Source organism: Veillonella criceti (assembly GCF_900460315.1).
Classification (GTDB): domain Bacteria; phylum Bacillota; class Negativicutes; order Veillonellales; family Veillonellaceae; genus Veillonella_A; species Veillonella_A criceti.
The window spans coordinates 2,146,703-2,160,031 of record NZ_UHIO01000001.1 but is presented as its reverse complement, the minus strand read 5'-3'; the positions used below and the strand labels follow the sequence as shown (position 1 = coordinate 2,160,031).

The following is a 13,329-nucleotide window of genomic DNA, read 5'->3' as shown; positions in this document are numbered from 1 at the left end:
TATTGTCATCCTTTCACTAGTGAAGTTACTCGTGCCACTACTTCAGATAATGCCACGGTTTCTTGCTCGCTGCTTTGCATATCACGAATGATAGCTTCGCCACGAGCTAATTCATCGTCACCCACTATAATAACATATTTTGCATTAATTTTGTTAGCATGTTTTAACTGACTTTTCATACTTTTGCCTTCGCCATCCATAGCCGCCTTAATATAAGCCTGACGAAGTGTATGTACCATTTTAAAGCCAGCCACTTGAGCAGCCTCACCTAAAGCGACTACAAATACAGATGGATCTATGGTTTCTTCTGGCAATAAGCCTTGTTTTTCAAGGGCTAACAATAGACGTTCAATCCCCATAGCAAAGCCAACAGCTGGTGTATGTGGACCATCTAATTCTTCCACCAAGCCATCATAACGGCCACCACCGGCTACCGCACTTTGTGAGCCTAATGGCGCATATTGTACTTCAAAAGCTGTCTTAGTGTAATAATCTAAACCACGAACTAAGCGAGGATTTACTACATAGTTAACATCAGCCGCCGTTAAGTATTTCTGTAACTGTTCAAAATGATCCGAACAGTCTTCACAAAGATTTTCGTGAATTTCAGGAGCTCCTACCGACAATGCTTTACAAGTTTCTTCTTTGCAATCTAAAATACGCAATGGATTTTTATATAGACGCGACTGACAATCTTCACATAATTGTTCTTTCTTTGGTTCAAAGAAGGCAATTAATTTATCACGATAAGCAGGTCGACAATTTGGACAGCCTACCGAGTTAACTTGCACACTTAAATCCTGCAGCCCAAAATCTTTAAATAATTGCAAGACCATTAAAATGACTTCCGCATCAGTCGCTGGTGCCTGCGTACCAAGCACTTCTACCCCAAATTGGTGGAACTGACGATAGCGCCCAGCCTGTGGTTTATCGTGACGGAACATAGGGCCAATATAAAACCATTTTGTTAAATTTTCTTGACCATACACCTTATTTTCTAAGTACGCCCGCACAGCAGAAGCCGTGTTTTCAGGACGCAAAGTATAAGTCTGTTCCTTTTTATCCCCTGTAGGGAATGAATACATTTCTTTTTGTACTACATCCGTCGTTTCACCAATGCCACGTAAGAAAAGACCCGTTTCTTCAAACATTGGTGTCCGTACTTCCTCAAAGCCATAGGCCTTACAAATACGGCGAATTCGGTCTTCAACATAGCGCCAATTGCCAATCACATTAGGCAATAAATCTTGTGTGCCCCGTGGTTTTTGAATTCCCATGATTATCCCTCCCAAAATTGTTTACATAATTGACTACGTTTACCGAGTAGTGTATCGAGTGTATCAATATATACTGATACATCTTTCGGCATATGTTGTTGCAACTGCCGATATTCCGGAGCCCGCATCCATTTAGATGAACTACCTGGCCCCACTGACAAAATACTTTGTCGCTCTTCCATAATGCGAATATTATATTCACACACATGACCAGGCAACGTATAACCAATATTCTCGGTTTGACTGGTCATATACTGTTGACGATACACATAATAAGGTACATATCCAGCCGCTTCCAAACGACCTTTACAATAGGCAACCATAGCTTCTACCGCCTGTTCCTCAGGCATAGCTTCACGGCCAACCCCTTCATATAAAGGACTACCACGTTTTAAAGCCAATGTATGAATTGTAACATTTTCAGGCATAGCCTGACAAATATAATCCATATTTTCTATCATATGACCTTCTGTCTGATACGGCAAACCGGCAATAAAATCCATATTAACCTGAAATGACGTATGTTGTCGTACATAGCGATATAAATCCCTAATGGCCTTAGCTGTATGCCCACGACCAATAGCTTTTAAAATAAAATCATGCATACTCTGCGGATTAATACTAATGCGATTAACCCCAACTCGTTCCATAGCACGCAATTTATGAGGTGTCACCGAATCAGGACGCCCCGCTTCAACGGTAAACTCTAAGGCATTCGTAGTTACGTTTGGCCCCTGTAACTCAGCTAATGAGCTAACAATCGTTTCAAAATCAGCGTCGCTCAAACTTGTGGGCGTACCACCACCTAAATAGAGCGTGCTTAACTGTAACTCATACTCAGCTATTACCCTTTGTAAATGCTGACTATCCTTTACAAAAGCCTCTACAAACTGCGGCACACGCTTATAATCTTGAATCAGCCCATAGGGAAATGAACAATAGGTACAGTGAGTCTGGCAAAACGGAATTCCTCCATAAACACTCACCATACGGTCAGCTTTAGCGTTGGGTGCTACATAAGGTCGCTGTAACGTTGCTACTTGTTGCAATAAGTCAATTTTAGGCTCGGTTACTTCATACTGCTGACGCAAACAGTCCACAGCTGCCTCAGCAGATCCTAGTTTATCCCAGAGTTTATGAAATAACTTGGTAGGCCGAACACCGACTAAAGTCCCCCAATCACCCAAAGGTGGTAACCCTCGATGGGTCCGTAACAATCGTAATAATTGGCCACCAATTTGCAAACGTCCTTCATTCGTGTGCGCTCCTGTAAAAATGGCGATGAATTGCCCGTCCCGATAGACAGACAGCACATACTGATGTTCGTCCTCTTGTCCAGCCAAACGCCACATAGGGTTTTCCTTATAAGTAGTGAGCCCAGCCGCTCCACAATAATGAGCGACCACACTCCCCAGTGGTAATGGCCCACTATACGAATAGGTTAACTTATTCACCTTTTTGAGCCGCCTCGGCTTCCTCTTCAGCTTTCATTTTTTCTTGGCAATCACCGCAATAGCCATATACTTTTAACTGATGGTCAATGGTCTTAAAGTTAAGTTTTTTTGCAATAATTGACTCTAACGTTTCCAACATATCATCTTCAAATTCCTTAACACAACCACATTTTACGCAAATCAAATGATGATGAAAATGAGCAAATTCTTCATCATTTAATTCATAGCGATTACGGCCATCCCCAAAATCCAAACGTTTCAACAAATCAAGTTCAGTAAATAAATCTAGGGTACGATAAATAGTGGCCAAACCAATATCAGGAGCTACCGCTTTTACCAATACATACACATCTTCAGCGCAAAGATGTTTTTCTTCAGCATCAATAAACGCTTGCAAAATCGTTTGACGTTGTGTCGTCAATTTATACTTTTTGTCTTTGATACGTTCTTTTAATTTTTCTAATGTCGTGTTCATACGGTCCCATCCTTTTTGTAAAACGAATTAAAATACCAAAGCTTTGTAAGCACAATTTGTAGCATTGCTGTAAGCGGCACGGCCGTCATCATACCAATGATGCCATAGAAATAACCACCTACAAAAATGACGGTTAATATAACTAACGGATGCAATTTAATAACATGCCCCATAATCTTAGGCATAACAATCTGTCCGTCAATTAACTGGATAAGCGCATAGGTAATAACTACTTTTACTACCAATGCAGGGCCTACTAAAGAAGCCAATACAATGGCTGGTACAGCACTCACAATCGGCCCAATAATAGGAATCCATTCAGCAATCGCCGCTAATAACGCAAGCACTAATGGATACGGTAAATCATAAATATACGCCACAATCAAAGTTACGCAAAACATGTTAGTCGCTAAAACAAGTTGACCTCGCAAATACCCACCCATGGTGCGATGAATTTGATTGACCACATCTAACAGGTACCGATTATGAGGGGGCGCAAAGATAGATAACGCCTTAGTCTTCAAACGACGCCCATCTTTTAACAGATAAAACGTCATAATGGGCACCAAGAGAAGCTCTAACATGGTCGTAGCTATGGAAAAGATGGCAAAAATACCACGTTGTGCTAATTCCACGCCATACGCACTAATACGGGCTAATGTATTCATTACAATAGCATCAATTTGTGGCGGTAAGGCCACCCATTGTCCTGAAGTCAATGTTTGCCATAAGACAATCAATTGGGAAATCAAATACGGTAAATTATTCAATAAACGAGTAAACTCCACAATAAATGGCAAAACAATGAATTGGATTACCAAGGCTGTCACTAGCACCACTAACAGAAAGGCGGGTAAAATAGCTAACCACCGTGGAAACCAGGTTGCCCCTACACGATGACGCATATAGTCTTGAATCCCATTGACAATAGGCAATAAAATTAGGGTAAAAATAAATGATACAATTAACGGCCAAAGTACGGGAATTATCGCCCATAAAAATATGACCGCCAATACAATTAATACCACGCGAAGCCAATACTGCGTTGACTTTTTTAACATATCCCTCACCGCCTAACGCACAAAGGGATTATAGGTCTTTTCATGACCTATGGTAGTCTCAGGCCCATGCCCTGGATAAACTACCGTTTCATCAGGCAAGGCATAGAGCTTCGTCTTAATCGCCTCTATCAAATCCTCATAACTACTACGCGGAAAATCAGTGCGACCAATGGACTCTTGGAATAAAGTATCCCCAGCAAGCAACAAGCCTTCGCCATAATAACAAACACCACCTGGTGTATGACCTGGCGTTTCAATAACAGTAAACTGATGATTACCTAACGAAATTACATCGTCTTCTTTCACCAATTTAATATCGCCATGGACTTCTATGGTAAGCCCCATAGCACTGCTCAAATTTAAATCACTATCCGTAAGAAACGCTTCATCCCCTGCATGAATATATACCGGTACATGAAAAGCATCAATTACAGCTTGCACACCACCAATATGATCGCCATGACCATGTGTCAATAACACGGCCTCTGGCACTAACCCTTTTTCATTAAGAACGGCCACTAATTGCGCCCCATCACCGCCAGGATCTGTGATAAAACAATGATGTGTCGTTTCATCTTCTAAAATATAGCAATTGGTACCTAGTGGTCCTAAGGGCATACGATATAACTTCATGGGCATCACTCTCCAATATCTCTATGGAACACCTTTACAGTGTTTCTCCATTTATACTTGTTGTATATTACATTTTCTTTTAAAACTGTTTCTGACTATCTAATAAAATCGTCACGGGCCCATCATTCACAAGGGCCACCATCATGTGAGTTTGAAATTGGCCCGTTTCTACGGCCACTCCTAATTCTGCGCAACGTTTGACAAACACTTCATATAACGCTTCCGCTTCCTTAGGCGCGGCGGCCTGATCAAAACCTGGGCGACGACCTTTGCGTACATCCCCATATAAGGTAAACTGTGACACGGCTAATAGTTGGCCGCCCACATCAAGTAAGGATAAATTCATTTTCTCATCATCATCTTCAAAAATACGAAGATTAACAATCTTTTCTGCTAAGTAATTGGCATCGGCTACGGTATCATCTTTCCCCACGCCTAATAAAACTAATAGACCTTGGGAAACAGCCCCCACTTTAGTCTCTGCCACAGTAACACTAGCTTCACTGACACGTTGTACTACCGCTCTCATTAGCTACCTCCATTCGCTCGTTGCACCGTATATACATCGCGAATACGGCGAATCTTCGTCATAACAAAATCTAATTCTGACACGTCTCGAATTTCGATAACTAAACTAATATTGGCATTCTTCGTATCGTCGACTTTCGCATTAATATTGACAATATTAATTTTCATCTCCGATAGACAGGCCATAATCTCCATGAGCATACCGCCTCGGTCATAAGCCGTAATATCAATAGCTACATGGAAGTTTTCACGAGTACCTACATCCCAAGCCACTTCAATCATACGATCCACATCTTCTGGTGTATGACCAATATTCGGACAATCAGCACGATGTACGGATACTCCGCGGCCTCGAGTTATATAACCAACAACTTCATCGCCTGGTACAGGATTACAACAACGAGCCATACGGACCATCACATCAGGCTCACCATTCACTAAAATACCTGTACTGCTCTTGCGACGCACCGGCTCATGAGTCTTTAACCGTTCAAGTAAAGCCATGGTATCACGGCGATTATCTTCCTTTGCTAAATCGCGTTTATATAAATCAACAAAGCGAAGCAATACAGAATTGACAGGAATCCCTCCATACCCAACAGCCGACAGCAATTCCGCATCACTCCCCGCATTTAATGCTTTAGCGATTTGATCTAGTCGACCAGGCTTATTAAGCTCTTTCCAATCATAATTTAGACGACGAGCTTCTTTTTCAAGAAGTTCACGACCCTTAACGACATTTTCTTCTTTGTTTTCTTTCTTAAACCAATTGCGAATCTTGCTCTTACTTTCCGTAGAGCCTACAATATTCAACCAATCTAAGCTAGGTTTTCCATTTTTAGACGTAATAATATCTACAATATCACCATTTTGTAAGGTGTAATCAAGCGATACAATCTTGCCATTTACTTTAGCCCCAACACAACGATGCCCCACATCAGTATGAATTCGATAGGCAAAGTCCAATGGAACAGCCCCTTTTGGCAGCTTTAAAACATCACCACGCGGCGTAAATACGAATACTTCGCCAGAAAATACATCGAGTTTTAAAGCATTCACTAATTCTTTTGGATTACTCGAATCTTGCCATTCTAATACTTGACGGAGCCAACCCACCTTTTGGTCAAAATCTTTATCACCGTTCTTAGCCCCTTCTTTATACCGCCAATGAGCCGCTACCCCATATTCTGAAACGCGGTGCATATCCCACGTACGAATCTGAATCTCTACTGAATGCCCCATCGTACCAATGACCGTTGTATGTAATGATTGATACATGTTGGACTTAGGCATGGCAATATAATCTTTGAAACGATAAGGCAAAGGCTTCCACAAATTATGAACAATCCCTAACACTGCATAACAATCAGGAATTGTATCTACAATAACACGCACTGCATACAAATCATAAATCTGTGATAAATCACGATTATCTTTTTTCATTTTTTTGTAAATACTATAAAAATGTTTAGGCCGCCCTTTTACATCCGCCTTAATATGGGCATCACCAAGCGCTTTTTTAAGCTGCTCCATCGTGTCATTGACGATTTCTTCGCGCACATGCCGTTTTTCCTGCATTTGCTCAACTAAATCATAATATTTATCAGGCTCTAAATAGCGGAACGATAAATCTTCTAACTCCCACTTAATATTAAAGATACCCAACCGATGCGCTAATGGTGCAAAAATCTCCAACGTTTCCTGAGCAATTCGCTTTTGTTTATCACTGCGCATATGCTTCAAAGTCCGCATATTATGCAGTCTATCACCAAGTTTAATAACAACTACGCGCACGTCTTTCGCCATGGCTAAAATCATCTTACGATAATTTTCTAACTGTTGATCTTCTTTAGTGTGATACTGAAATTGATTTAATTTTGTTACCCCATCTACCAAAAAAGCGACTTCTTTACCAAAGGCTTCTTCAATTTGTGGCAGTGTCACATCGGTATCTTCCACCACATCATGAAGTAAAGCTGCAATAACAGTTGTAGCATCAATTTGCAAATTAGCTAAAATGGTAGCCACAGCTAACGGATGCAAAATATAAGGCTCTCCAGAGGCTCTTTTTTGCGGGGCATGCGCTTTATCCGCCATTTCAAAGGCACGCATAATGAGTTCACAATCAGCCTCATCCAAATACACCCTAACGATTTCCATAAGGTGGGCTAATTCAACGTCTTTATTAAAGGCTGGCATATCAACCAATACTTTGCCTTCTTCATTTTCTACCATACGTCCCACCTCCTTAAGCACTGTATTTTAGAAACGTCAATGACGTAATCAATTCTAATTTTTCTTTCACATGACACCAACGATACAAAGCCATCCCATCTTCCGTTGCTTCTTCTTGTAAAATTCCCAATTCTTTAAAAACGTCTAAGGCTAACATAGCCTCTTTGTCGGTCTGATTCTCTGGATGACGATGTAACACTTCTGATTCGACAATATAGCGAGGCGCCGTGGCACTGCGGAATACACTGCGTACAATGACATACATTTCACGTAATCCTTCCGCTGTTAAATGCGCTCGTTGCTCCCCTAAAAGAGCTAAATCTTGTACCATTAATTGTGGTGAAACGCGACCTTGCCATTCATTTTTTTGTAAGGCAAACGCCACCTTTAGCTTTTCATCTGGAAAAATCTCCCGATGATAGTCAGCCCCATGCCAAATAATTGCATCTAAAGGCCCGACTTGTGACTGTAAAATAATCTTGCAATGGTTCTTTTGTTGCCCTAATAAAAACACATCTTGCACTGCTATGGGATCAATAGAAAATACAGGTGTACTATTCCCCATACCATAAGGCTCTAATGTTTCAATTTGATCCACCAACTCTACGGTCACTTCAGCCGGCTCTAAAGGCGTATCAATATCAATAATAGGGACATAGTCTTCTTCCGTTAAATTAGCTTCACAATAAGCCGTTAAGCGTTGACGTAAAGCAGGAATATTCTCAGCAGTAATACTAAAGCCAGCCGCTTGCTTATGCCCACCAAACTGTAACAGTAAATCTTCAGCCGACTTTAAGGCTTCGTAAATATTACAATTTTCTATACTACGGCATGATCCCTTACCAATGCCATCATGAATACTAATCACCATCGCGGGACGATAAAACTCCTCAACTAAGCGTGAGGCCACAATCCCAATCACACCTGAGTGCCAATTCTCACCAGCCACTACAATGACCTTATTCGCTTCCTCACCTTGATTAATTACATCAAGCCGCGCCTCTTCGTGAATTAACCGTTCAATGAGTTGTCGCTCTTGATTCGTCGCTTGTAACTCTTCTGCAATCGTATTAGCCGTGGCTATATCTTTCGTGATTAAAAGCTCTACGGCTCGCGTTGCATGAGTTACACGACCGGCTGCATTAAGTCGTGGGGCCAACGTAAAGCCAATATGACCCGTCGTTAATTTACGCCCCCCTAGGCCTGCCACTTCTACTAAGGCCGCAATACCAAGGTTTGGCGATTCTGTCATTTTCTTAAGACCTTCACGAACAATAATACGATTTTCGCCAACTAGAGGAACTACGTCAGCCACAGTACCCAAAGCCACAATATCTAAATCTTCTAAATAGGCTTCGCCTGTACGTTCTCGCCAAAGCGCTTGGCACAACTTAAACGCCACCCCTACACCAGATAAATTCTTATCTTTATAAGGACAACCTGGCTGTTTATGATTAATGACGGCCGCTGCCCGTGGAATATCTGGTGGTGCTGTATGATGATCGGTAATAATCATAGTCAGCCGATTACGAACTGCTTCTACAATATCATACGAACTAATACCACAGTCTACTGTGATGACAAGTTCAGTACCTTGCTCAATAATATGCTCGAGAGCCTCTGCATTAAGTCCATAGCCTTCACTTTGACGTTCCGGTATATAATAGCTCACATTAGCTCCACAGCGTACCAAAAAGCGATACATCAAAGAGGTCGCCGTAATACCGTCTACATCATAATCGCCATATATAACAATTCGTTGCTGTTCTTCAATGGCCTGTTGAATTAAGGGCACGGCTTCGGCCATACCTTTTAAGTCATATGGATCTAATAAATCATTCACTGTGCCATATAAAAAATCTTGCCCAGCTGTTACTGTATCGATGCCCCGATTTACTAATAGCTTAGCCACTACAGGATATACGCCTAAATGACGTACTAACTCGCGTTCGGCTTGTTCATTACCTGTTGCTAAGCGCCATCGTTTTGCTTTACTCTGTCTCATATCTATCTCGTCTCACTTATATATTCAGGTATCGAATTTCAATCTCAATATTAAAAATATTCATTTAAAAATAGTGTATTATCATTCTCAATATATTTTATTATACATCATTTACCAATTAAATTAAACTCTTTTCTATTCTTTTTCTCAATACGAGATATTTAAAACTATAAAAAAAGAATGAGCGATTATCAATTTATAACCACTCATTCTCTATCATTCCTATTTGTTTATAGCGTATATAAAACGTTTATTGTACAGCAATTCATTAACAATTATATTAGAAACGGAAATCTCGTTCCCCATGTTCCATTTGTTTAATATAATTAGTCGATGCTTCTTTTACTTTTTCATTTTTAATCTTATGAAGTTGTTTTTCAATAACAGCTTCCCCTGTCGCCTTCGTTTCATCAGATGCATAATCAAGTAAATACTCATTCAATGTCATCAATGCATTTGGCTGGCAACAGTTATGAATCTGGCCACTCTTCGCTAACGCCATAAAGCGGTCGCCTGTACGCCCTGCTCGATAACAAGCGGTGCAGAAGCTTGGTACATAACCAAGTTCTAATAGCCAATCCACAATTTCATCTAAGCTACGACGGTCACTTGTATCAAATTGTGCCGAATTATCTTCTGGCAACTCTTCTTCTTTATAGCCACCAACACTAGTACGAGAACCACCACTAATCTGAGAAATACCAAGTGCTAAACCACGTTCACGCATACGTTGGCTTTCACGAGTAGACATAATCATACCTGTATATGGTGTAGATACACGAATTAATGCTACGATTTTTTCAAAAATATCATCTGGCACCGCATTGCTAAAATCATCTACATCAATATCATCAGCCGGACAAATACGAGGCACACTGATTGTGTGAGGCCCTACCCCAAAAACAGCTTCCAAATGTTCCGCATGCATCAACAAGCCTACAAAATCATAGCGATAATGTTCAAGACCATACAATACGCCAATCCCTACATCATCAATACCGCCTTTCATAGCACGGTCCATAGCTTCTGTGTGATATGCATAATTACTCTTTGGCCCATGTGGATGAAGAGCTTCATAGTTTTCTTTATTATAGGTTTCTTGGAATAAAGTATACGTACCAATGCCTGCTTCATGAAGTTTTTTATAATCTTCTACTTCACAAGCTGCAATATTAACATTAACACGGCGAATTTCACCATTTTTATTTTTAATACTATAGATTGTCTTAATACATTCTAAAATATATTCTAATGGATTGTTAACAGGGTCTTCACCAGATTCAATAACGATACGTTTATGTCCCATAGCTTCTAACGCTAAGACTTCTTCACGCACTTGTTCTTGTGTTAATTTCTTACGTGCAATATGGCGATTCTTAGCATGATATGGGCAATATACGCAACCATTTACACAGTAATTAGATAAATATAAAGGGGCAAATAATACAATACGATCCCCATAAATCTTTTGTTTAATTTCCTTTGCCAACGCAAATAATTTCTCTTTATACTCAGGCAATGGACATTCCAATAATACAGCTGCTTCACGATGAGTCAAGCCGTTATACGTCGCTGCTTTTGCCAAGATTTGATCTAACAATTCTCGGTTCTCTTTATTGGCCTCAGCATAGGCTAAGGTATCTAAAATCTCTTCGTGATTAATAAATTCTTCCGCCTTGGAGGATTTTACATCATACATATTGATCTCCTTTACTCTACCATAGCGAAACCCTGTGCGCTCGCCTTTCCCTAATATGAGCTACAATAACCATCTACACTTTGATAGTCTATTCAGGTTGAGCATACCACGTATGCACTTCGTTTCTACTATATTGAATCTCTTGAATATGTATTAATTATACACTCTTTCTCCACTTTTGAAAATAGCACGGCTCTAAGATACTGCATTATTTTACATATATTTGAAAACTTGACTTCGAGTTAACTCGAGCCCTTATTCTTAATTATAGAGAGTCAAATTTCCCCTCTACTCACTATATACATTAATTATATATTTTAAACTATAGAAATATCTATGATTCTATAAATTCTTATTTTTTAATATCGGGAGGTATTATATGAAACAATTTACTAATCCTATCACATTTAAACATGGACTCACTATTAAAAATCGTATTGCTATCGCACCAATGACAACGCGTATGAGTTATTTTAACGGTAAAGTAACCAACGACGAAATAAACTATTATGCTAGTCGAACTGGCGAAACTGGTCTTTTCATTACTGGAGTAGCCTATATACAACCTGATGGTATCGGTTGGACTGGAGAACTAGGTGTCCATTCTGATGACTGTATTCCTGGCTTAAGTAAACTTGCCGCTGCCATTAAAGAAAATGGCTCCCGTGCTATTTTACAAATTTTTCATGCTGGACGTATGACAAATAGCCAAACTTTACAAGGGCTACCTATCGTTGCACCTAGTAAAGTTCCTGCCAATAGACCAAATGCTGAAATATCTAAAGAACTTACCATCGAATCCATTGAAGACATTATCCAAAACTTTAAAGAAGCTACAAGGCGAGCTATCTTATCTGGTTTTGATGGTATAGAACTTCATGGTGCTAATCATTTCTTATTACAACAATTCTTTTCACCACACAGTAATCGACGTACTGATAAATACGGTGGCAGTTTAGAAAAGCGTTATCAATTTATAAGAGAAGTAGTTGATGCAGTTTTAGCAACAGTGGATGAATTAGCACCACAAAATTTTATTGTAGGTTATCGCATTTCACCGCGTGAAGAAACTACCCCAGGCTATAATTTAGAAGAAACTCTGTGGCTAGTCGATAAATTAGCTGACACAGATCTTGATTATTTGCATCTCTCACTAACATACTTTCACGGAAAAACAAATCTACCAGACTATCAAGAGAAATCCATGCTACAATATATTTATGAAACAATTAACGGCCGTATCCCTTTAATTTCTGTAGGCCAAATCCATACTCGTAAAGATTTAGAAGCCGCCCTACAACACTCTGATATAGCAGCTATAGGTTCTGCTATTTTACTAGATCCACATTGGATTCAAAAAATTCTTACTCACCAAGATGATTCAATCCGCCATACTATGTCGCCTATCGAAAAAGATACATTGCAAATTTCTGATGGCGCCTTTGAGTTCTTAGCGGCTATCAACCCAGACAGAATTTTATAAAAGAAAAAATAATTTTAAATTATTAGGAGTAAGTATGTATACTGTTAAAGATGTTGCTAAAATTTTTAAACTTTCAGTTCACACAATTCGTTATTATGATGATTTAGGGTTAATCCCTTATGCAAAACGTTCGCAAGCAAACACGCGTCTATTTGATGACAATGATTTAGAATGGATTTTTATGATTTTAGTACTTCGTGATACAGGAATGAATTTAAAAAAGATAAAGCACTATTTTGATTTATACAAAAAAGGAGATGTCACCCTCTCCGAACGCCTCAAATTAATGCAAGAACAACGCGATAAAACTATATCACAATTAAACGAACTACAAGTACAACTCGACATACTGAATCAAAAAGTCAATCACTATAAAAATCTTTCAAAAGGTGGTGCAGGCACCTGGAATCATGAATATATTCAATCTTTAATTGCTAAGAAAAAATCTACTATAACATAAAAAAGCCCCTATTAACTGA

The 13,329-nt window shown here is 39.6% G+C and carries 11 protein-coding genes; 2 read left to right on the top strand and 9 right to left on the bottom strand.

Going from position 1 to position 13,329, the window contains the following annotated elements; translation table 11 throughout:
- Positions 1-5 precede the first annotated feature (5 nt).
- The 9 genes from hisS to hydG all read right to left on the bottom strand — a co-directional run bounded on the left by hisS (position 6) and on the right by hydG (position 11,367).
- The gene (gene hisS / locus DYE54_RS09700; protein ID WP_115311027.1) at positions 6-1,277 is read right to left on the bottom strand and encodes a histidine--tRNA ligase; all 1,272 of its coding nucleotides are present in this window, start codon (positions 1,275-1,277) and stop codon (positions 6-8) included.
- A gap of 2 nt (positions 1,278-1,279) precedes the next feature.
- Positions 1,280-2,731: a coproporphyrinogen dehydrogenase HemZ gene (gene hemZ, locus DYE54_RS09695; RefSeq protein ID WP_245935720.1), complete on the bottom strand. Its 1,452-nt coding sequence runs from the start codon at positions 2,729-2,731 to the stop codon at positions 1,280-1,282.
- Positions 2,724-3,206, bottom strand: coding sequence for a Fur family transcriptional regulator (locus DYE54_RS09690; RefSeq protein ID WP_115311026.1), 483 nt, complete (start codon positions 3,204-3,206; stop codon positions 2,724-2,726). The genes hemZ and DYE54_RS09690 overlap by 8 nt, the downstream gene beginning before the upstream one ends.
- Positions 3,203-4,267 carry an AI-2E family transporter gene (locus tag DYE54_RS09685; protein WP_115311025.1) on the bottom strand — a complete coding sequence of 355 codons (1,065 nt, stop codon included), beginning with the start codon at positions 4,265-4,267 and terminating at the stop codon, positions 3,203-3,205. The genes DYE54_RS09690 and DYE54_RS09685 overlap by 4 nt, the downstream gene beginning before the upstream one ends.
- A 12-nt stretch (positions 4,268-4,279) precedes the next feature.
- Complete coding sequence (locus tag DYE54_RS09680) at positions 4,280-4,900, bottom strand: MBL fold metallo-hydrolase (protein WP_115311024.1); 621 nt, start codon at positions 4,898-4,900, stop codon at positions 4,280-4,282.
- 79 nt (positions 4,901-4,979) lie between these two features.
- Positions 4,980-5,429 (bottom strand): D-aminoacyl-tRNA deacylase, encoded by a 450-nt coding sequence (dtd, locus tag DYE54_RS09675; RefSeq protein WP_115311023.1) that lies wholly within the window; start codon positions 5,427-5,429, stop codon positions 4,980-4,982.
- A complete protein-coding gene (locus DYE54_RS09670; protein ID WP_115311022.1) occupies positions 5,429-7,663 on the bottom strand; it encodes a RelA/SpoT family protein in 2,235 nt (744 codons plus the stop codon). The genes dtd and DYE54_RS09670 overlap by 1 nt, the downstream gene beginning before the upstream one ends.
- Positions 7,664-7,676: 13 nt before the next feature.
- Complete coding sequence (gene recJ, locus DYE54_RS09665; protein WP_115311021.1) at positions 7,677-9,668, bottom strand: single-stranded-DNA-specific exonuclease RecJ; 1,992 nt, start codon at positions 9,666-9,668, stop codon at positions 7,677-7,679.
- A gap of 280 nt (positions 9,669-9,948) precedes the next feature.
- Positions 9,949-11,367 (bottom strand): [FeFe] hydrogenase H-cluster radical SAM maturase HydG, encoded by a 1,419-nt coding sequence (gene hydG / locus DYE54_RS09660; protein WP_115311020.1) that lies wholly within the window; start codon positions 11,365-11,367, stop codon positions 9,949-9,951.
- Between the two features lie 379 nt (positions 11,368-11,746).
- Between hydG and DYE54_RS09655 the strand changes: the two genes are divergently transcribed.
- Complete coding sequence (locus DYE54_RS09655) at positions 11,747-12,850, top strand: NADH-dependent flavin oxidoreductase (protein WP_115311019.1); 1,104 nt, start codon at positions 11,747-11,749, stop codon at positions 12,848-12,850.
- Positions 12,851-12,884: 34 nt separating this feature from the next.
- A complete protein-coding gene (locus DYE54_RS09650; RefSeq protein WP_115311018.1) occupies positions 12,885-13,310 on the top strand; it encodes a MerR family transcriptional regulator in 426 nt (141 codons plus the stop codon).
- The last annotated feature ends 19 nt before the right edge of the window (positions 13,311-13,329 follow it).

Excerpts from the sequence above, each read along its gene's own strand:
- hisS (WP_115311027.1), bottom strand. The coding sequence starts at position 1,277 with ATGGGAATTCAAAAACCACGGGGCACACAAGATTTATTGCCTAATGTG.
- DYE54_RS09690 (WP_115311026.1), bottom strand. The coding sequence starts at position 3,206 with ATGAACACGACATTAGAAAAATTAAAAGAACGTATCAAAGACAAAAAG.
- DYE54_RS09685 (WP_115311025.1), bottom strand. The coding sequence starts at position 4,267 with ATGTTAAAAAAGTCAACGCAGTATTGGCTTCGCGTGGTATTAATTGTA.
- DYE54_RS09680 (WP_115311024.1), bottom strand. The coding sequence starts at position 4,900 with ATGAAGTTATATCGTATGCCCTTAGGACCACTAGGTACCAATTGCTAT.
- dtd (WP_115311023.1), bottom strand. The coding sequence starts at position 5,429 with ATGAGAGCGGTAGTACAACGTGTCAGTGAAGCTAGTGTTACTGTGGCA.
- DYE54_RS09670 (WP_115311022.1), bottom strand. The coding sequence starts at position 7,663 with ATGGTAGAAAATGAAGAAGGCAAAGTATTGGTTGATATGCCAGCCTTT.
- recJ (WP_115311021.1), bottom strand. The coding sequence starts at position 9,668 with ATGAGACAGAGTAAAGCAAAACGATGGCGCTTAGCAACAGGTAATGAA.
- hydG (WP_115311020.1), bottom strand. The coding sequence starts at position 11,367 with ATGTATGATGTAAAATCCTCCAAGGCGGAAGAATTTATTAATCACGAA.
- DYE54_RS09655 (WP_115311019.1), top strand. The coding sequence starts at position 11,747 with ATGAAACAATTTACTAATCCTATCACATTTAAACATGGACTCACTATT.
- DYE54_RS09650 (WP_115311018.1), top strand. The coding sequence starts at position 12,885 with ATGTATACTGTTAAAGATGTTGCTAAAATTTTTAAACTTTCAGTTCAC.